The organism is Pseudogemmobacter blasticus (assembly GCF_003071405.1).
GTDB lineage: Bacteria > Pseudomonadota > Alphaproteobacteria > Rhodobacterales > Rhodobacteraceae > Pseudogemmobacter > Pseudogemmobacter blasticus.
In genome coordinates this window covers 20,420-39,240 of sequence record NZ_CP020470.1, presented here as the reverse complement: position 1 = coordinate 39,240, position 18,821 = coordinate 20,420, and the positions used below count along the sequence as shown (strand labels likewise).

General features: G+C 68.0%; 13 protein-coding genes. 5 read left to right on the top strand and 8 right to left on the bottom strand.

Annotated features, from left to right (window positions below; translation table 11 throughout):
* Positions 1–122: 122 nt before the first annotated feature.
* A complete protein-coding gene (gene crtD, locus B6K69_RS00170; protein WP_107672943.1) occupies positions 123–1,685 on the top strand; it encodes a 1-hydroxycarotenoid 3,4-desaturase CrtD in 1,563 nt (520 codons plus the stop codon).
* Between the two features lie 17 nt (positions 1,686–1,702).
* Positions 1,703–2,524 (top strand): carotenoid 1,2-hydratase, encoded by an 822-nt coding sequence (gene crtC / locus B6K69_RS00165; protein WP_269467321.1) that lies wholly within the window; start codon positions 1,703–1,705, stop codon positions 2,522–2,524.
* A gap of 249 nt (positions 2,525–2,773) precedes the next feature.
* Here crtC and B6K69_RS00160 read toward each other — a convergent pair whose 3' ends face one another.
* The 6 genes from B6K69_RS00160 to B6K69_RS00135 all read right to left on the bottom strand — a co-directional run bounded on the left by B6K69_RS00160 (position 2,774) and on the right by B6K69_RS00135 (position 12,938).
* Complete coding sequence (locus B6K69_RS00160; protein WP_108642356.1) at positions 2,774–3,880, bottom strand: cystathionine gamma-lyase; 1,107 nt, start codon at positions 3,878–3,880, stop codon at positions 2,774–2,776.
* Positions 3,881–4,018: 138 nt separating this feature from the next.
* Positions 4,019–4,927 (bottom strand): NAD(P)-dependent oxidoreductase, encoded by a 909-nt coding sequence (locus B6K69_RS00155; RefSeq protein ID WP_181318216.1) that lies wholly within the window; start codon positions 4,925–4,927, stop codon positions 4,019–4,021.
* Positions 4,915–6,345: an aldehyde dehydrogenase family protein gene (locus B6K69_RS00150; protein ID WP_108642355.1), complete on the bottom strand. Its 1,431-nt coding sequence runs from the start codon at positions 6,343–6,345 to the stop codon at positions 4,915–4,917. Before B6K69_RS00150 ends, B6K69_RS00155 begins: the two co-directional genes overlap by 13 nt.
* Positions 6,346–6,352: 7 nt before the next feature.
* Positions 6,353–7,906, bottom strand: a complete 1,554-nt coding sequence (locus B6K69_RS00145; protein ID WP_108644697.1) for a trimethylamine methyltransferase family protein — start codon at positions 7,904–7,906, stop codon at positions 6,353–6,355.
* 64 nt (positions 7,907–7,970) lie between these two features.
* Positions 7,971–10,430: a GcvT family protein gene (locus tag B6K69_RS00140; RefSeq protein ID WP_206340550.1), complete on the bottom strand. Its 2,460-nt coding sequence runs from the start codon at positions 10,428–10,430 to the stop codon at positions 7,971–7,973.
* 69 nt (positions 10,431–10,499) lie between these two features.
* Complete coding sequence (locus B6K69_RS00135) at positions 10,500–12,938, bottom strand: GcvT family protein (RefSeq protein WP_108642354.1); 2,439 nt, start codon at positions 12,936–12,938, stop codon at positions 10,500–10,502.
* A 168-nt stretch (positions 12,939–13,106) separates the two neighbouring features.
* On the opposite strand from B6K69_RS00135, the gene B6K69_RS00130 reads away from it, so the two are divergent.
* The gene (locus B6K69_RS00130; RefSeq protein WP_108642353.1) at positions 13,107–13,961 is read left to right on the top strand and encodes a LysR family transcriptional regulator; all 855 of its coding nucleotides are present in this window, start codon (positions 13,107–13,109) and stop codon (positions 13,959–13,961) included.
* Here the strand turns inward: B6K69_RS00130 and B6K69_RS00125 are convergent.
* Together B6K69_RS00125 and B6K69_RS00120 are read right to left on the bottom strand one after the other, a co-directional pair.
* Positions 13,951–14,637, bottom strand: a complete 687-nt coding sequence (locus B6K69_RS00125; protein ID WP_108642352.1) for a GntR family transcriptional regulator — start codon at positions 14,635–14,637, stop codon at positions 13,951–13,953. The genes B6K69_RS00130 and B6K69_RS00125 overlap by 11 nt on opposite strands.
* Positions 14,634–15,986: a formimidoylglutamate deiminase gene (locus tag B6K69_RS00120; RefSeq protein ID WP_108642351.1), complete on the bottom strand. Its 1,353-nt coding sequence runs from the start codon at positions 15,984–15,986 to the stop codon at positions 14,634–14,636. The genes B6K69_RS00125 and B6K69_RS00120 overlap by 4 nt, the downstream gene beginning before the upstream one ends.
* 73 nt (positions 15,987–16,059) lie before the next feature.
* Between B6K69_RS00120 and hutI the strand changes: the two genes are divergently transcribed.
* Both hutI and hutH read left to right on the top strand, forming a co-directional pair.
* The gene (gene hutI / locus B6K69_RS00115; protein ID WP_108642350.1) at positions 16,060–17,259 is read left to right on the top strand and encodes an imidazolonepropionase; all 1,200 of its coding nucleotides are present in this window, start codon (positions 16,060–16,062) and stop codon (positions 17,257–17,259) included.
* Complete coding sequence (hutH, locus tag B6K69_RS00110; RefSeq protein WP_108644695.1) at positions 17,252–18,784, top strand: histidine ammonia-lyase; 1,533 nt, start codon at positions 17,252–17,254, stop codon at positions 18,782–18,784. Before hutI ends, hutH begins: the two co-directional genes overlap by 8 nt.
* Positions 18,785–18,821 lie beyond the last annotated feature (37 nt).

Below are 18,821 nucleotides of genomic sequence, written 5' to 3'. Positions count from 1 at the left end.
CTCAGGCCGCCTCGGCCGAATGGCGCTCACTGTGCACCTGAAGGCCGGAAGTGTAAATCAAAACTTACACACACATGTAATTCGCTATAGACAACACAGCCCCCTTGCCTAGACTCGGGGCCATGGAAAACATCCCTCGCGTCATCATCATCGGCGCCGGATTTGGTGGCCTCGCCGCTGCCCTTTCCGCGCGCTCAAGGGGCTGGAACGTGACCGTCGTCGAGGCGGCCGATGCCCCCGGCGGCAAAGCCCGCACCCTGCGCACCGTGGCAGGCCCGGTTGACACCGGACCCACCGTCCTGACCTTCCGCAACGAATTCGACGAACTGTTCGAACGCTTCGGCGAAAAGCTGGACGATCACGTCCGGCTGGTGCCGCAAACCGTTCTGGCGCGGCACTTCTGGCCCGACGGATCGACGCTCGACCTGTTCGCCGACCCGGACATGACCGAGAAAGCCATCAAGAAGTTCGCCGGCGAGGACGAGGCTTCGGGCTTCCGCAAGTTCTATCAACTCACCTCGGGGCTTTACAAAACCTTCCGCGCCCCCGTCATGCAGTCGTCCAGCCCCGAGATCCCCTCGGTCGCCAAGGCGGCGCTCAAGTCGCCCAAGCTGTGGTCGGCACTGGTGCCCGGCCGCTCGCTTCCCTCGCTGCTGAAGGCGCATTTCAAGGACCCGCGCCTGATCCAGCTTTTCGGACGCTACGCCACCTATGTCGGCGGCCGTCCGCAGAAGACGCCGGCCGTCATGTCACTGATCTGGCAGGCCGAGGCCAATGGCGTCTGGGGAATCGACGGCGGCATGTCGGCGCTGGCCAAGGCGGTAGCCAAACTGGCCCAACGCAACGGCGTGACGTTCCGCTATGGCACCAAGGCCAGCAAGATCGAACGCGACCCGACCGACAACACCATGTCGGTGACCCTGGAAACGGGCGAGACGCTGACCGGAAAGGCCGTGATCTTCAACGGTGACCCGGCCGCGCTGGCCGAAGGCTACCTTGGCCCGCAGGTCAAGAACGCCGTGCCGCCCAAGGCGGTGGGGCCGCGCAGCCTGTCGGCGCAGGTCTGGGCCTTTGCGGCCACCCCCAAGGGGCCGCTGGCCGCGAAGCTGGGGCATCACAACCTGTTCTTCTCGAAACGCCCCGAGGCCGAGTTCGACCCGCTGCTGTCGGGCAAGCCGCAGGACGACCCGACGCTTTACGTCTGCGCCGAGGATCGCGCCATCGGCAAGCCGCCGCGCGCGCTGGAACGGTTCGAAATCATCGTCAACGCCCCGGCTGGGCACGTCGAACCTGATGAGGCCAAGGCATGTGCGCTGAGAACCTTCCCGAAACTGGCCGAGATGGGTCTGACCTTCGACCCGCCGCCGGGCGCGAACATGCTGACCACGCCGACCACGCTGGAAGAGCTGTTTCCGGCCAGCCAGGGGGCGATCTACGGCCGCAGCCCGGAAGGGACATTGGCGGCCTTCGCCAAGCCGCAGGCCCGCAGCCAGTTGAAGGGCCTGTATCTGGCGGGCGGCGGGGCGCATCCGGGGGCGGGGGTGCCGATGGCAACCCGCTCCGGGAAGTTCGCGGCCGACGCGATGGTCTCGGACCTTGGTTCCGTCCGTACGTCGCGCCCGACGGCTACGCCTGGTGGTACCTCGACGGCGTCTCCGACGACGGGCAGCGCGCCGTCTCGGTAATCGCCTTCATCGGCTCGGTGTTCTCGCCCTGGTACGCCTGGGCGGGACGCGCCTCGCCGCAGAACCACGTCTGCCTGAACGTGGCAACCTATGGCCCCTCCGGCCGGTTCACCATGACCGACCGGGGGCGTGCCGCGTTGCGGCAGGAAGACCACCGCCTGACCATCGGCCCTTCGTCCATGACCTGGACAGGGCGCGAACTGGTGGTCGAGGTGAACGAGATCGGCGCCTTGCCCAAGGTGGGGCCGGTGCGCGGGACCATCACCCTGACGCCGCAGGCGGTGACCTCGACCGAAGTGCTGCTGACACCGGACGGGCGCCACACCTGGCGGCCCTTCGCCCCGACGGCGCGGATCAAGGTGGACATCTCGCCCGGCCACCGCTGGGAAGGGCACGGCTATTTCGACGCCAATACCGGCCAGGCCGCGCTGGAGGCCGATTTCAGCTTCTGGACCTGGGGCCGCTTCCCGATGAAGGACCGGGCGCTGTGCTTCTACGACGCCACCCGCCGCGACGGCAGCACGCTGGCGCTGGGGGTCGAGGTTCTGGCCGATGGCACGGTGAACCAGATCGACCCGCCGCCGCTGACCCCGTTCAAGCCCTCGGGCTGGCGGGTACATCGCGAAACCCGCGCCGATCCGGGCTTCACGCCCCGGCAGGCCGCCCCAATGCTGGATGCGCCGTTCTATTCCCGCTCACAGGTGACAACGCGGCTGTTCGGCGAGGAAACCACCGGCGTGCATGAGGCGCTGGACCTTGACCGTTTCCGTTCGCCCTGGCTGAAACCGATGATCGCCGTGCGCGTGCCCCGCCGCGCGGGGTGGAAACAGGCGGTGTGACAGCGGCAGCACACCGCCGGGCTGGGCGGAAATGGAAACGCGACCCGCGTTTCCCCGCCCATGGCACCACACATCCGCAAGACCGTTTCCGCAAGACAAGACAGAGGCCGGCGCCTGCCCCGGCGGGCGAGAAGCGCCCGCCATGGGCGGGGCGGGCGCTGGCCGGGTGCTTGGGGCACCCGGCTGGCAAGGGGCACCGGGACGCTGTGGCGGCGGCGATGGCCGCCACCATGGCAAGGGCCGCGTCCCCTACCCCTCCAGCGCCGCCGCCATGGCCGACCACAGCACCTCGACCGGCTCGATCCCGACCGACAGGCGCACGAAGCCTTCGGCAACCGCATCGCCCCAGCGGGCCCGGCGTTCGCCGGCCGTATGGGTGCCGCCAAAGCTGGTGGTCTGCGCGATCAGCGGGCAGCGCGACAGGAACCCCTCGGCCGCCGCCGCATCGGCCAGCTCGAAGCTGATCAGGAACCCGCCATTCACCATCTGCCGCCGCGCCACCGCATAAGAGGCATCGCCCGGCAGACCCGGGAACCGCAACCCGGTTACCGCCGGATGCGCGGCCAGCCGTTCGGCAATCACCTGCGCCGAGGCACACATCCGCGACAGCCGCAGTTCCAGCGTCTCAAGCCCGCGATGCACCAGGAACGCCTCGAACGGCCCCGGAATCGCCCCCGCCATCCGTCGCCAGTCGCGCACCCGCGACATCAGCGCCGCGTCCCGGCCCGCCACATGGCCGAACAGCACATCCGAATGTCCGGCCGGTGCCTTGGTATCCGCCGCCACCACCAGATCGCAGCCCAGATCCAGCGGTCGCTGCAACAGCGGCGTCATCGTGGTGTTGTCGGCAATCACCACAGCGCCCGCCGCCCGCGCCCGCGCGGCCACGGCGGCGATGTCCACCACATCAAGCCCCGGATTGGACGGCGTTTCCAGATAGACCACGGCAACGCCGGTGAAATCCGCCGTCGCATAATCGCGTGTCGGCAAGGGGCTGACCGTCACCCCCAGCGGTTTCAGGAACCCCTCCGACAGCACGCGGGTGACGTAATAGCCATCCGAAGGGATCACCAGCCTGTCGCCAGCCTTGAGCGTGGCAAACAGCGCCGCCGCAATGGCCGCCATGCCGCTGGGAAAGCTGACCGTCTCGGCGTCCTCAAGGATCGCAAGCTGCGCCTCGACCGCATCCCAGGTCGGCGTGCCGTTGCGGCCGTAGAAATGACCGCCCGCCTGTACATGCGGCAGGTGAAAGGTGGCCGATGCCGTGATCGGCGGCACCACCGGATCGCCCTGCTGCAAGCCGGCCTTGCGGTGATGCAGCAGCCGCGCGACGCGCTGTTCGGGGGAATCGGTCATGGGCAAACCTCGTTCACAGGCCGGACTTGGCCCGACTGTTCCCCGCCGGACGCGCGGGCGCAACCCTTAACGGGCGCGACATCCGCCCGCGCAACCTTTTGATTTTGTTTCGCCGATTCCCGCCCTGCCGTGCAACGCTCACTCCAGCCGCGCCGGGAACCCCTCGGCCCGCAAGTCGGTGCCCAGGGCATCTTCCAAGAGCTTGACGATCTGGGTCGATTGCGCCGCCCCGCCATAGACCGCCTTGCCCTTCAGAAAGGTCTGGCTGGTGATCGAGGCCAGATCCAGCGGCACCCCGAATTCGCGGCCAAACCCCATGGCAAAGCCCAGATCCTTCAGCGCCAGATCCATGGTGAAGGCGATGTCGTAGCTGCCGTTCAGGATCAACTGGCCTTCGGTTTCATGCACGAAGCTGGTGCCGGACGAGGCCGCAATCGCCTCCCACGCGGTCTTGAGGTCCAGCCCGCCGCGCTTGGCCAGCATCAGCGCCTCGCCATCGGCGACCAGATGGATGAAGGCCAGCATATTGGTGATGACCTTGATCACCGCCGCGCTGCCCAACGGGCCCATGTGGAAGATACGGCTGCCGATGGCCTGCAAGGCCGGGCGGTGCAGGTCGTAAAGCTCCTGCTCGCCCCCAACCAGCACGGTGATCTCGCCCCGCGCCGCCAGATGCACGCCGCCGGTCACCGGCGCCTCCAGCATCCGCACGCCGCAGGTCCGCGCCAGCCCCGCCAGCCGCAGCACATCATCGCGGCCAAGGGTCGAATTCTCGATCCAGGTCGCGCCGGGTTTCAGGCCGGTCATCAACTCGGCCAGCACCGCCTCGGAAGCGGCCGGGTGCGGCAGGCAGGTAAACACATGGTCCACCTGCCCCGCCAGTTCGGCCACCGACCCCGCCACCCCGGCCCCCAGATCGCGATGCCGGGCGGCCAGCGCCGGGTCACGGTCATAGACGGTCACGGAATGGCCGGCCCGGATCAGGCTGGCGGCCAGATGCCCGCCCAGATTGCCAAGGCCGACATAGCCGTATCTCACGCCCCCCATCCGACAATGCCCTTCACTTCGCAGAAATCATGGATGCCCCAGTCGGCATATTCACGGCCATTGCCGGATTGCTTGTAGCCGCCGAAGGGGGCGAAGGTGTCCCAGGCGGGGTAGTTCAGGTTCACCGTGCCCGCCCGCAGCCGCCGCGCCACGGGGCGCGCCTCTTCAACCGGGCCGGCGATATAGGCCGCCAGACCATAGGGCGTGTCATTCGCCATGGTGATCGCCTCATCCAGCGAATCATAGGGCAGGATCGACAGCACCGGCCCGAAGATTTCCTCGCGCGAGATGGTCATGTCATTGGTGACGCCGCCAAAGATGGTGGGCTTCACGAACCAGCCCCGGTTCAGCCCCGCCGGGCGGCCCACGCCGCCCGCAACCAGAACCGCCCCTTCGTCGATGCCGGCCTGGATCAGCCGCTGCACCTTGTCGAACTGCAACCGGCTGATCAGCGGCCCCATCGTGGTGCCTTCGTCCTGCGGATCGCCCACCACCACCGCCTCGGCCGTGGCCCGCGCAATGTCCAGCGCCGCGTCATGCTGGCTGCGGTGCACGAACATCCGGGTCGGCGCGTCGCAGCTTTGGCCCGTATTGCCGAAGCAGCCCTCGACACCACCCCGCACCGCCGCCTCAAGGTCGGCCGTGGGCAGGATGATATTGGCCGACTTGCCACCCAGTTCCTGCGCCACCCGCTTGACCGTGGGCGCCGCCGCCGCCGCAACCGCCGTGCCGGCGCGGGTTGATCCGGTGAAGCTGACCATATCCACCTGCGGATGCGACGAGAGATGCGCGCCCACCCCCGGGCCGGTGCCGTTCACCAGGTTGAACACCCCCTTCGGCACCCCGGCCTCATGGCAGACTTCCGCGAAGAGAACGCCCGACAGCGGCGCAATCTCGCTGGGCTTCAGCACCATGGTGCAGCCCGCGATCAGCGCCGGGGCCACCTTGCAGGCGATCTGGTTCATCGGCCAGTTCCAGGGCGTGATCAGCGCGCAGACGCCGATGCCTTCATGCACGATGCGGGTATCGCCGCGCATGTATTCCCAGGTCATCTCTTCCGCGGCCTTGATGGTGCTTTCGATATGCACCTGGCCCGCCCAGACCTGCGCCTCGCGCGCCCAGGTGATAGGGGCGCCCATCTCGGTGGACATGGCCTGCGCAAAGTCTTCGGCCCGGGCGTTGTAAACCTCGAGAATCCGCTTCACCAGGGCGATCCGCTCGGCCAGCGGCGTGACCGTCCAGCCGTCAAAGGCGGCGCGGGCGGCGGCGATGGCGCGGTCTGCATCGGCCGTATTGCCAAGCGCCACTTCGCAGACGATCTCTTCGGTCGCGGGGTTCTCGACACCGACGCGCTCTTTCGACAAAGGTTCGACCCAGGCGCCGTCGATGTAGAATTTTGTCATGTTCTTCGGGATCATGGCCGCCTCACTTGAAGTAGATGTTGAACCGTTCGCGGATCGCGCGATCTATCTCAGCGTCCACCATGCACCCGGCCTTGGCAAGAATTTCGTTCTTGCGGGCAATGGCCTTGTCCAGAAGCTGCGGCTTGCCCGCCTCGACCCATTCCTTCGGGCTCATCCGGTTGCCAAGGGCGGGATAGACATATTCCGTCTGCATCAGGCGCAGGGTCTGGTCGCTGCCCAGATAATGCCCCGGGCCGCCCAGGCAGACCTCTTTCATCGCCTCGATGCTGGTGGAATCCTCGGTCACGTCGATGCCGCGCACCAGGCGCAGCACCTGCCCCAGAATGTCATCCCCCAGCACCAGGCTTTCCAGGCTGAACCCCAGAAGCGAGGCGTGCATCCCGACCGCCTCATAGCACATGTTCAACCCGGCAAGACCGGCCAGCGAATTGGTGATCGCCTGTTCCCAGCCGGCCTGCATGTCGGGCAGCTTGCTGTCGGAAATGCCGCTCGCCGCGCCCCCCGGCAGATCATAGAAACGGTGCATCTGGGCGCAACCGGCGGTCAGAAGGGCCTGTTCCGCGCTGCCGCCCGACATGGCGCCGGTCCGCAGGTCGCTGACGAAGGGCCAGGTGCCGAAGATGGCCGGGGCGCCGGGGCGGATCGCGTTGACATAGACCACGCCCGCCAGACATTCCGCCACCGCCTGCACGATGGCCAGCGCAATCGGCGCGGGCGCGGTGGCCCCCGCCTGCCCGGCTGACAAGAGCAGCATCGGCATCCCGCGGCGGATGCAATCCTCCATCACCTTGCAGGATTCCTCGGCGAACTTCATCGGCGGCACGACAAAGCAGTTCGAATTGCTGACGAAGGGCCGTTCGCGCCACTTGTCCTCGCCCCCGGCCACCATGTGCAGCATCTCGAAACAATCGGCCACATGGGCCGGATCGAAGATGCTGGTGCCGACATGTTTCGACGTGCCGGCAAGGCAGGCATAAAGGGTGTTGAGGTCCATCTCCTTGTTGTCAACCACATCGCGGCAGACCATGGTCCGCTGGTAGAAGTGAACATTGTCAAGGTTCTGCACGATGCGGGCCGCGTCATACAGATCTTGCGCCGTGCTGTCGCGGTATTCGTTCCGCTCAAGGTCCACCACATGCACGGCCGCCCCGGCGGTGCCGAAATGCACGTTGCTGCCCGACAGGTGCAGGTCATGCTTGGGGTCGCGGGCGTGCAGCGTGATGTTGCGCCCGGCCTTGGCCAGCATGTCCTCGACCAGCGCGCGGGGAAACCGGATGCGGCCATCGTCGCCCAGAATCGCCCCGGCGCCGGTCAGGATTTCCACCCCGCTCGCGGGCGCGTTCGACAGGCCGATCACCTCAAGCGCCTCCAGCGCCGAGGCGTGGATCTTCGCCACCCCCGCATCATCCAGCGGCTTGTAGCGCCCGCCCGGCATTCCGCCCCGGATCGGCCGCACGTCCTCGGCCAGCGGGGCCGCCCGCATGGCCACCCGTGCCGACCTGCCGCCAGACCGCCGGGACCGTGCCGGTTCGCAGACTTCGCCGATGTCGCTCATCTTGTCCTCTTTCATCTGTCTGCAAAGGTCTCGGGGTTCCGGGGTCAGCGACCCCGGCGCCCCGTCACTGCCGCACCCGTTCGGATTTCGGGTCATACATCGGCACAAGGCTGGCCTCGGCCGCATGGCGCCGGCCAGCCACCTCGATCTCATAGGTCGAGGCCAGAACCTCGGCCTCGGACTGCCCCTCGCAGGGCACATAGCCCATGCCGATGGCGCCCCCCAGGAAATGACCATAATTCGCGCTGGTCACCGGCCCGACGATGCGGCCATCACGCACCACCGCCTCGTTGTGGAACAGCAGCGGCTGCGGGTCTTTCAGGCGGAACTGCAACAGGCGGCGCGTCAGCCCGGCATCCTGCTTGCGCAGCACCGCATCGCGGCCCAAGAAATCGGGTTTCTTCCGGCTGACGGCAAAGCCAAGCCCCGCCTCCAGCACATGATCCTCATCGGTGATGTCATGGCCCCAGTGGCGATAGGCCTTCTCGATCCGGCAGGAATCCAGCGCGTGCAGGCCGCAAAGTTTCAGCCCCAGCCCCGCCCCCGCCTCGACCAGAGTCTCGAACACATGCGCGGCCTGATCGGCGCTCGGGTAGATCTCCCACCCCAGTTCGCCGACATAGGTCACCCGCTGCGCGCGGGCGATGCCATAGCCGATCTCGATCTCGCGCGCGGTGCCGAAGGGATGCGCGGCGTTGGAAAAATCGTCCGGGCTGACCGCCTGCATCAACTCGCGCGCCTTGGGGCCCATCACGCACAGCACCGCCTCGGCGGCCGTGACATCGGTGATGGTGGCGAAATCCTCGCCGACATGGGCGCGCAGCCAGGCAAGGTTGCGCTGCAGCGTCGCCCCCGGCACCACCAGCATGTAGACGCGCTCCGACAGGCGGGTGACGGTCAGGTCGGCCTCGATCCCGCCACGGTCGTTCAGCAGCATGGTATAGACAACCCGGCCCTCGGCCACGTCCATCTCGGCCGAACAGACCCGGTTCAGGAAGGCCGTCGCATCGCGCCCCTCGACCCGGATCTTGCCGAAGCTGGTCATGTCGAACAGGCCCACGCCGGTGCGCACCGCCAGATGCTCGGCCTTCTGGTTGTCAAACCAGTTCTGCCGGCCCCAGGAATAGCGGTATTCCCGCTCCTGCCCCTCATTGGCAAACCAATTGGCGCGCTCCCAGCCCGCCACCTCGCCAAAGACCGCGCCGCGCGCCTTCAGATGGTCATGCAGCGGCGACCGCCGCACCCCACGGCTGGTTTCCACCTGCCGATAGGGGAAATGGTCAGCGTAAAGCAGCCCCAGCGTCTCGGTCACGCGGTCCTTCAGGTAGCGGCGGTTCTTCTGGAACGGCTGGGCGCGGCGGATGTCCACATCCCACAGGTCAAAGGGCGGCTCGCCGGTCGTGATCCATTCGGCCAGCGCCATCCCCGCCCCGCCGGACGAGATGATCCCGATCGAGTTATACCCCGCCGCCACCCAGTAGCCGCCCAGTTCCGGCGCCGGACCCAGGTAATAGCGGTCGTCGGGGGTAAAGCTCTCCGGCCCGTTGAAGAAGGTGTGGATGCCGGTGGTCTGGAACAGCGGCATCCGGTTCATCGCCATTTCCAGGATGGGCGAGAAATGCTCCCAGTCCTCGGGCAACGTGTCGAACTCGAAATCCTCGCGGATGCCGCCCATGCCCCAGGGTTTCGCCTTGGGTTCAAAGGCGCCGATCATCATCTTGCCGGCGTCCGACTTGTAATAGGCACATTCGTCCACCAGCCGCAGCACCGGCATGTCGCCCAGGCCCGGCACGGGCTCGGTCACCAGATAGAAGTGCTCGGCCGCGTGCAGAGGCACCGTCACCCCGTTCTGCGCCGCCAGATCGCGGCCCCACATGCCGCCGCAGTTCACCACCACATCCGCCTCGATATGGCCCGGCCCGTCGGGACCGATGTAATCGACGCCCGTCACCCGGCGGTTGCCGCCTGGCGCGGCGCCCTCGGTGACGCGGGTCACCTTCACCCCTTCGGCAATGGTCGCCCCCGCCATCCGCGCGCCCTTGGCCAGCGCCATGGCGATATTGGCCGGATCGCATTGCCCGTCATTCGGCAGATGCACGCCCCCCACCACGCCATCGGTGTTCAGCAGCGGATACAGCGCCTTCACCTCCTCGGGGGTGATGCGGTGCACCTCGACCCCGAAGATGCCGGCGATGGTGGCCTGACGCTGGATTTCCTCCATCCGCGCCTCGGTCAGCGCGACCGTCATCGACCCCACCCGCTTCATGCCGGTCGAGACGCCGGTTTCCGCTTCCAGCCGATAGTAAAGCTCAGCCGAATACTTCGCCAGCCGCGTCATGTTCTGGTTGGCGCGCAACTGCCCGATCAGGCCCGCCGCGTGCCAGGTGGTGCCGCAGGTCAGCCGCTTGCGTTCCAGCAGCACCACATCGGTCCAGCCCGCCTTGGCCAGATGATAGGCCACAGAACAGCCGGAGACGCCCCCGCCGATCACCACCGCCCGCGCCTTGTTGGGAATCCCGACCATCATCCTGCCCATTTCATCTGTCTGAAAATATCCCGGGGGTCCGGGGGCTGGCCCCCGGCCCACGGCCAATCACGCGCGGATGCGCTCGTTCTTCGCGTCCCACAGCGCGCCGTCGCCGGTCACCACCGCCGCCACGCGCTCGCCAAAGATCTCGACCTCCAGCGCCGTGCCGGGCACCGCGGCCTCGGTCGCCACGCAGCCAAGGCCGATGCAGGCCCCGACCCGGTGCCCCCAGCCGGCCGAGGTCAGTTCGCCGACGATCCGGTCGCCCTGCCAGACGGTCGCCATATAGGTCGGATCATAGGCCCCGGCCTCGATGCGCAGCACGGCAAACTGCTTCTTCGACCCGGCCTGTTTCTCGGCCGCCAGCGCCGCGCGGCCCCGGAATTCGGGCTTTGCCCAGTCGACAAAGCGGCCCAGCCCGCCGGTCAGCACGGTGTAATCGGTGGACAGATCGCCCTTCCACGCCCGATAGCCCTTTTCCAGCCGCAGGCTGTCCAGCGCATACATGCCAAAGGGTTTCAGCCCGAGGCCCTGCCCCGCCGCCATCACCGCATCCCAGACCGTTGCGGTGTCGGCCACCTGCGAATGGATTTCCCAGCCCAACTCGCCCGCGAACGACACGCGCATCAGCATGACCTTCGCCCCGGCGATGCTGGCCCATTGCCAGGTCAGCCAAGGCAGCGACAGATCGGCCTCTGCCACCCCGGCCAGCACATCGCGCGCTTTCGGCCCGGTCAGGATCTGGGTGGACCAACCCTCGGTCTCGTCCACCAGAGTCAGACCCGGCTCCAGATGCTTCAGCAGCCATTCCCTGTCATGACTTTGCGCCGTGGCCGCGGTGATCAGCCAGAACTCATCCTCGGCCAGCCGCGCCGCCGACATCTCGGTCACGATCCGGCCCTTGTCATCGGCGAAATAGCACAGGCCCAGCCGGCCCACGCCCGGCACCTTGCCGGTGATCTGGCGCGACAGCCAGTCCGCAGCCCCCGGCCCCGCCAGCCGATAGCGCGAAAATCCCGGCAGATCGAGGATTCCCGCCGCATCGCGCACCGCCGCACATTCCTCGGCAATCGCCCCGGCCCAGGGCCCCTGCCGCGCCCAGGTGTGGCTGGCCTTTTCCGACGTGTCGTCGCCCGGCCGCGCATACCACAACGCCCGCTCCCAGCCGTTATAGGCGCCATATTGCGCCCCCAGCGCCGCGGTGCGGTCATGCACCGGCGACAGTTTCTTCATCCGGCCATCGGGCCAGACCCGCTTGGGGTAAAGGATGTCATATTCATGGGCATAGACCTCGATGCCCTTGGTGATGGCATAGTCGCGGTCCTCGAAGCCGGTGAACCGGCGCGGATCGCAGGACCACATGTCCCATTCGGTCGCGCCCTCGGTCACCCATTCGGCCAGCACCTTGCCCGCCCCCCCGGCCTGACAGATGCCGAAGGTGAACACGCAGGCTTCAAAGGCATTGGGCACGCCGGGCATCGGCCCGATCAGCGGGTTGCCATCGGGGGTATAGGGGATGGGGCCGTTGATGGTCTTGACCAGCGCCGCCTTTTCCAGCAGCGGCACCCGCCCCATCGCCTCGCCAATCTCGAAGCTCAGCCGGTCCAGATCGTCGGGATAAAGCTGGAAGCTGAAATCCTCGGGGAACGGATCATCAGGGGTGATCCAATGCGCCTTGGGGTGGCGCTCGTAAGGCCCCAGGTTGAAGCCGCCCTTTTCCTGCCGCAGGTAATAGCTGCTGTCCACATCGCGCAAGAGAGGCAGCTTGTGGCCCACCTCGGCCGACCAGGCGGCCACTTCCGGCACCGTGTCGAACAGCATGTACTGATGGCTCATCGACACCATCGGAATGTCGCGGCCGAACATCCGCCCCACCTCGCGAGCATAATAGCCCGAGGCATTGACCACATATTCCGCCCGCACCTCGCCCTTCGGCGTCGAAAGAATCCATTCCGACCCCGTCCAGCGCAGCGCCGTCACCGGACAGAACCGTTCGATCCGCGCGCCCATCTGGCGCGCGCCCTTGGCCAGCGCCTGCGTCAGTTGCGCGGGGTCGATGTCGCCGTCATAGGGGTCATACAGCGCGCCGGTCAGGTCATGCGTTTCAAGGAAGGGATACACCTTCCTCATCTCTTCCGGGCCCATGATCGCCAGATCCATGCCCTGATAGCGCCCCATCCCGACGACGCGCTTGAATTCCAGCAGCCGGTCGGCGGTATGGCCGATCCGCAGCGATCCGGTGACATGGTAGTTCATCGGATAATCCACCGCCGCGCCCAGGCCACGGTAAAGCTGGGCCGAATAGCGCTGCATGTTCATGATCGACCAGCTTGCCGAAAACGTCGGCACATTGCCCGCCGCGTGCCAGGTGGACCCGGCGGTCAGCTCGTTCTTTTCCAGAAGGATCGCATCCTGCCAGCCCGCCTTGGCCAGATGATACAGCGCCGAGACGCCGACCGCCCCGCCGCCAATGATCGCCACCCGCGCGCTTGCAAATTCCGCCATGCGGTCCTCCCTTGCTCAAATGAACAATAGCGATGAAATCTTCCCGCTTTCAATTCGGCTGAAGCCCACCTATTGATCGGATAATCCGATCAGGGCTTCATCTTGGTCCAAATACCCCGGGGTCCGGGGCAGCGCCCCGGCCCACCCCCCAATCGCAACGGTAACCGGATGCAGATCGACCTTATCGACACCTTCCTCGACCTGATCGAAACCAAGAGCTTCAACCGCACCGCCGACCGCATGGGGGTGACGCAGTCCACCGTCTCGGCCCGGGTCAAGGCACTGGAACAGGCGCTGGAAGCGCGGTTGTTCCAGCGGTCGCGCTCGGGCACCGACCTGACGACCGAAGGCCTGCGGTTCGAAACCCATGCACGGATGCTGCGGCAGGAATGGACCGCCGCCCGCCGCGCCGTGGCCCCCTCGGGCGAGGCGGCGCTGACCCTGCGGATGGGCATCCAGAACGACCTGACCTCGGCCCATCTCGGCCCGCTGGTGGCCGAATTTCGCCGCACCCTGCCGCAGACGGCCTTCTATATCGAGCCGGATTATTCGGCGCAGATGTGCCTTGATCTGGTCTCGGGCGCGCTGGATTTCGCGCTGCTCTACACGCCGAAACCACACCCGGACCTGTATTTCCAGACCGTGGGGGAACTGGCCTATCGCATGGTCAGCTCCGATACCGCCCATCTGGCCGGCGTCACGCCCGACCGGACGGTCTTTGCCCATTTCTCGCCCGCCTTCGAACGCGCGCATCGCGAAGCCCTGCCGCACCTGTCCGAGGCGCCGCTGTCGGTCGGCCAGACGGCCGCCGTCGTGTCGCTGCTCGAAGCCATGGGCGGCGCGGGCTATGTGCTGGACCCGGCCGCGCGCGCCATGGTGGCCGGCGGGCGCTTCCGGCTGGTGGAAGATGCGCCCGTGCTGGCCCAGCCGGTCTATGCCGCGATGCACCTGCGCAACCGCACCGCCCGGCTGCACCGCCGCCTGACGCGGATCGTCTCGCGCCAGTTGGGCTTCAAAGGCTGAGCACGACGCGATGCCCCGGCGGGTGGCACAGCCGGACAAAGGTGATCGGGCCGGACAACCCTTGGGTCAACCGTTCGATCACCATCAGCGGCGTGCCTTCGGCGATCTCCAGCGCCCTCGCCTCGGCCGGCCCTGCGGCCTCGGCGGCAAAGCTCATGTCGCCCGAGACGAAGGGCAGGTTCGCCACCAGCCATTCATTGGCCGACACCGTGCCGAAATCGGGCACCGGGTCTGGCAGCGCGGCAAGGTTCAGCCAGCGCGTTTCATGGGCGAAGGGTTGCCCGTCCGCCCGATGCAGCGTTTCCAGCCAGACGGCGGGGCTGCCCGCGGCCAGCCCCATCCGCGCCGCCGGGCCCGCCGGCAAGGCCACCACCTGCTGTGCCAGCACGACATGCGAATAGACCTGTCCCCGCGCCTCGACTTCGCGCCGGATCACCGGAATGTCGAGACGCGCCTTGCGCACCGGCAGGGCGGCCACCCGCGTGCCCGCGCGCTTGCGCCGCTCGACCACCCCCGCCTCGGCCAGCGCCTGAAGCGCGCGGTTCACGGTGGCCCGGGCCACGCCATAGTCATGGGCCAGTTGTTCCTCGCCCGGAACAAGGCCGCCGGGCGGCCATTCCCGCGCCCGGATGCGGGCCAGAAGGTCGGCCCGCAGCTCTTCCCAGCCGCGAATCATGCCCGCGCCTTCAGCGCGGCCAGCGTGCTGCGGAAACGGCGGGTAACGCCGTCGCGCGACACATGCCGCCCCTCGCGCACCAGCGGCCGCCCCGCCGACCACAGCCGGTTCACCAGCCCCGCTGTTCCGCAGAAGGCAAAGGCATCCAGCACCTCATCGCCTTGCCGGCCGTAAAGCACGGTCGCCTCCATGTCGGGCGCCAGAAGGTCGGCCCAGGCCCCCACGGCAATCGCCCCGGCGCGGCGCCCCGCCGCCTGCGCGCCGCCCTGCGCCGCCTCTTGCCACAAGACGCGCCCGACAGACAGGCCGGGCTCGGCCAGAACCGCCCGCGCCCGGTCGCGCAGACGTTGCGAATATTCCAGCACCCGCAATTCCTCGGCCAGCGAAATCAGGACGTTGCTGTCCGATCCCACCCCCCAGGCCCCGCCCGCCGCCCGCCAGCCGGTCGCCGGGAAGATGCCGTCGCCAAGGTTAGCCTCGGTGATCGGGCACAGGCCGGCCACGGCGCCGCTGGCCGCAAGGCGGGCGGTCTCGGCTTCTGTCATCTGGGTGCAGTGGATCAGGCACCACCGCCCGTCCAGCGGCAGGTTTGCCAGCGCCCATTCCACCGGCCGCGCACCCGTTGCCGCCAGCACCTCGTCCACCTCGGCCTGCTGTTCGGCCAGGTGCATGTGCAACGGGCCGGCGGTCATGCCGGGCACCCGCGCCAGCGTCCCGGGGCTGACGGCCCGCAGCGAATGGGGGGCCACGCCCAGAACCGTATCGCCAGGCAGCACCTTCAACAGCCCCTCGGCCGCCGCCATCAGCGCCGCGAATCCATCAGGATCATTGCCGAACCGCCGCTGTCCCGGCCCCAGCGCGCGCCCGTCACAGCCGCCGCGTTCATAGATCACCGGCAGAAGCGTCAGCCCCAGCCCGGTCTCGGCCGCCGCCGCCGCAATGCGCCCGGCCATCTCGGCCCGGTCGGCATAGGGCGTGCCGTCCGGCGCGTGGTGCAGGTAGTGGAACTCGGCCACCGAGGCAAAGCCCGCCTCCGCCATCTCGACCATCACCTGCGCGGCAATCGCCTGCACGTCTTCGGGCGTCAGCCGATCCAGAAAGCGATACATCAGCGCGCGCCAAGTCCAGAAACTGTCCTGCCCGGCGCTGCGCGCCTCGGTCATGCCGGCCATGGCACGCTGGAACGTGTGGGAATGAAGGTTTGCCGGCGCAGGCAGCAGGCAGGCCACCCGTTCGCCCTGCGGCGCGGCGCCGGGCAGCACTTCGGCAATCCGCCCACCCTCGATCCGCACCCGCACATCGCGCGCCCAGCCTTCGGGAAGCAACGCCTGATCGGCATGAAGCAGCATTCGGTTCCTCGCTTGACACGGTAATTATGTATATACATATTAACCCAAGAGGACGAGGAAAGGCAAGCCGGGAATGACGATTCTTCTGACCGATGCCGTGATCGCCACCATGCAGGGCGGCTATGGGCTGATCGCCCCCGGCGCGGTCGCCATCCACCAGGGCCGCATCGCATGGGTCGGCCCGCAAGACGCCATTCCGGCCGAGTTTCAGGGGTTCCCCCGCCACGCCTGCGGCGGCCGCCTGCTGACCCCCGGCCTGATCGACTGTCACAGCCATGCAATCTGGGCCGGCACCCGCGCCGCCGAGTTCGAGGCGCGGCTGAACGGGGCCAGCTATGAACAGATCGCCCGCGCCGGCGGCGGCATCCTTTCAACCGTCGCGGCCACCCGCGCGGCGACCGAGGACGATCTTGTCGCCGCCGCCCTGCCGCGGCTGGACCAGATGATCGCCGGCGGCGCGACCACGATCGAGGTGAAATCGGGCTACGGCCTGACCATTGACGACGAGCTGAAGATGCTGCGCGCCGCCCGGGCCTTGCCGCGGCACCGGCCCGTGCAGGTTGTCACCACCCATCTGGCCGCCCACGCGACCCCGCCTGAATATCGCGGCCGCAACGCCGCCTATATTGCCGAGGTGGCCCTGCCCTCGCTGCGCGCCGCCCATGCCGAAGGGCTGGTGGATCAGGTTGACGCCTTCTGTGAAGGCATCGCCTTTTCCACCACCGACCTTGCCCCGCTGTTTGCCGAGGCGCAGACGCTTGGCCTGCCGGTCAAGTTGCACGCCGAACAACTGACCGACCAGCATGGCGCGGCCTTTGCCGCGGCCCATGGCGCGCTGTCCTGCGATCATGTCGAATATGTCGGCCCCGACGGGGTGGCCGCCATGGCCGCAGCCGGCACCGTGGCCGTGCTGCTGCCCGGCGCCTTCTACACGCTGCACGAAACGCAGATGCCGCCTGTCGCGGCCTTCCGCAGTGCCGGCGTGGCCATGGCGGTGGCCACCGACCTGAACCCCGGCACCTCGCCCATGGCCAGCCTGCCGCTGGCCATGAACATGGCCTGCACCCTGTTCCGCCTGACCCCGGAAGAGGCGCTTTTGGGGGCCACCGTCCACGCCGCCCGCGCGCTCGGGCTGTCCGACCGCGGGCAGATCGCGGCGGGCCAGCGCGCCGATCTTTGCCTGTGGGACGCCAGCCATCCCGCGGAACTGTCCTATCGCATCGGCGGGCCGAAGCTCGCCACCCGCATCTTTGGAGGCCGCCTTGATGTCTGAAACCCTGACCCTGATCCCCGGCCAGACCCCGCTGGACCATCTGGAACGCCTGTGGCGCGAGGCTCTGCCCGCCCGGCTGGACCCGGCCGCGCGCCCGCGCATCGAAGCCGCCGCAGCCCATATCGCCGCCGCCGCCGCCGGGGCGACGCCGGTCTATGGCGTCAACACGGGCTTCGGCAAACTGGCCAGCCTGAAGATCGCCCCGCAAGACACCGCGAAACTTCAGGAAAACCTGATCCTCAGCCATTGCTGCGGCGTGGGTGACCCGATGCCGCGCGACACGGCCCGGCTGATGATGGCGCTCAAACTGCTGTCGCTTGGCCGCGGGGCCTCGGGCGTGCGTCTGGCGGTGGTCGATCTGATCGAAGGGATGCTGGCCCGCGACGTGACCCCCGTGATCCCCGACCAGGGGTCTGTCGGTGCCAGCGGTGATCTTGCCCCGCTGGCCCACATGACCGCCGTGATGATCGGCCATGGCGAGGCCTGGCACGCCGGCACGCGCCTTCCCGGTGCCGAAGCCCTGCGCGCCGCCGGGCTGACCCCGGTCGTCCTTGGCCCGAAAGAAGGCCTGGCGCTGATCAACGGTACCCAGTTCTCCACCGCCTATGCGCTGGCCGGCCTGTTCCAGGCCTGGACCGCCGCGCGCGAGGCGCTGGTCACCTCGGCCCTTTCGACCGATGCGATCATGGGCTCGACCGCCCCGCTGGAAGCCGAGATCCACGCCCTGCGCGGCCAGCCCGGCCAGATCGCCGCCGCCGCCGCCATGCGCGCCCTGCTGGACGGGTCGGAAATCCGCGAAAGCCACCGCGACGGTGATACCCGCGTGCAGGATCCCTATTGCATCCGCTGCCAGCCGCAGGTGACCGGCGCCGCGATGGACGTGCTGCGCATGGCCGCCCGCACGCTGGAAACCGAAGCGAATGCCGCCACCGACAATCCGCTGGTGCTGTCGGATGGCCAGATCGTCTCGGGCGGGAACTTCCATGCCGAGCCGGTGGGATTTGCCGCCGACATGATCGCGATGGCCGTGGCCGAGATCGGCGCCATCGCACAGCGCCGGGTGGCGCTGATGGTGGACCCGACGCTCAGCTTCGACCTGCCCGCCTTCCTGACGCCGAAACCCGGCCTGAATTCGGGCCTGATGATCGCCGAGGTCACCACCGCCGCCCTGATGAGCGAGAACAAGCACCTCGCCCATCCGACGGTGATCGACAGCACCCCCACCAGCGCCAATCAGGAAGACCATGTGTCAATGGCCGCCCATGGCGCGCGCCGGCTGGGCCGGATGGTGCAGAACCTGAACGTCATCCTCGGGGTCGAGGCGCTCTGTGCAGCGCAGGGTGTCGAATTCCGCGCGCCGCTGAAAACCTCGGCCCCGTTGCAGGCCGCCCTTGCCGCGCTGCGGACGGAAATCGCGCCGCTGGGCGATGACCGCTATCTCGCCCCCGATCTTGCCGCCGCCGCGCGCCTTGTGGCCGGCGGCGCCCTGTCCCGCGCCAGCGGCCTGAACCTGCCCACCCTCTGACCTTCCTCTTGGCCCAAATACCCTGCGGGGGTCCGGG

Coding starts and splice junctions, on each gene's coding strand:
- crtD (WP_107672943.1), top strand. CDS start 123: ATGGAAAACATCCCTCGCGTCATCATCATCGGCGCCGGATTTGGTGGC.
- B6K69_RS00160 (WP_108642356.1), bottom strand. CDS start 3,880: ATGACCGATTCCCCCGAACAGCGCGTCGCGCGGCTGCTGCATCACCGC.
- B6K69_RS00155 (WP_181318216.1), bottom strand. CDS start 4,927: ATGGGGGGCGTGAGATACGGCTATGTCGGCCTTGGCAATCTGGGCGGG.
- B6K69_RS00150 (WP_108642355.1), bottom strand. CDS start 6,345: ATGATCCCGAAGAACATGACAAAATTCTACATCGACGGCGCCTGGGTC.
- B6K69_RS00145 (WP_108644697.1), bottom strand. CDS start 7,906: ATGAGCGACATCGGCGAAGTCTGCGAACCGGCACGGTCCCGGCGGTCT.
- B6K69_RS00140 (WP_206340550.1), bottom strand. CDS start 10,430: ATGGTCGGGATTCCCAACAAGGCGCGGGCGGTGGTGATCGGCGGGGGC.
- B6K69_RS00135 (WP_108642354.1), bottom strand. CDS start 12,938: ATGGCGGAATTTGCAAGCGCGCGGGTGGCGATCATTGGCGGCGGGGCG.
- B6K69_RS00130 (WP_108642353.1), top strand. CDS start 13,107: ATGCAGATCGACCTTATCGACACCTTCCTCGACCTGATCGAAACCAAG.
- B6K69_RS00125 (WP_108642352.1), bottom strand. CDS start 14,637: ATGATTCGCGGCTGGGAAGAGCTGCGGGCCGACCTTCTGGCCCGCATC.
- B6K69_RS00120 (WP_108642351.1), bottom strand. CDS start 15,986: ATGCTGCTTCATGCCGATCAGGCGTTGCTTCCCGAAGGCTGGGCGCGC.
- hutI (WP_108642350.1), top strand. CDS start 16,060: ATGACGATTCTTCTGACCGATGCCGTGATCGCCACCATGCAGGGCGGC.
- hutH (WP_108644695.1), top strand. CDS start 17,252: ATGTCTGAAACCCTGACCCTGATCCCCGGCCAGACCCCGCTGGACCAT.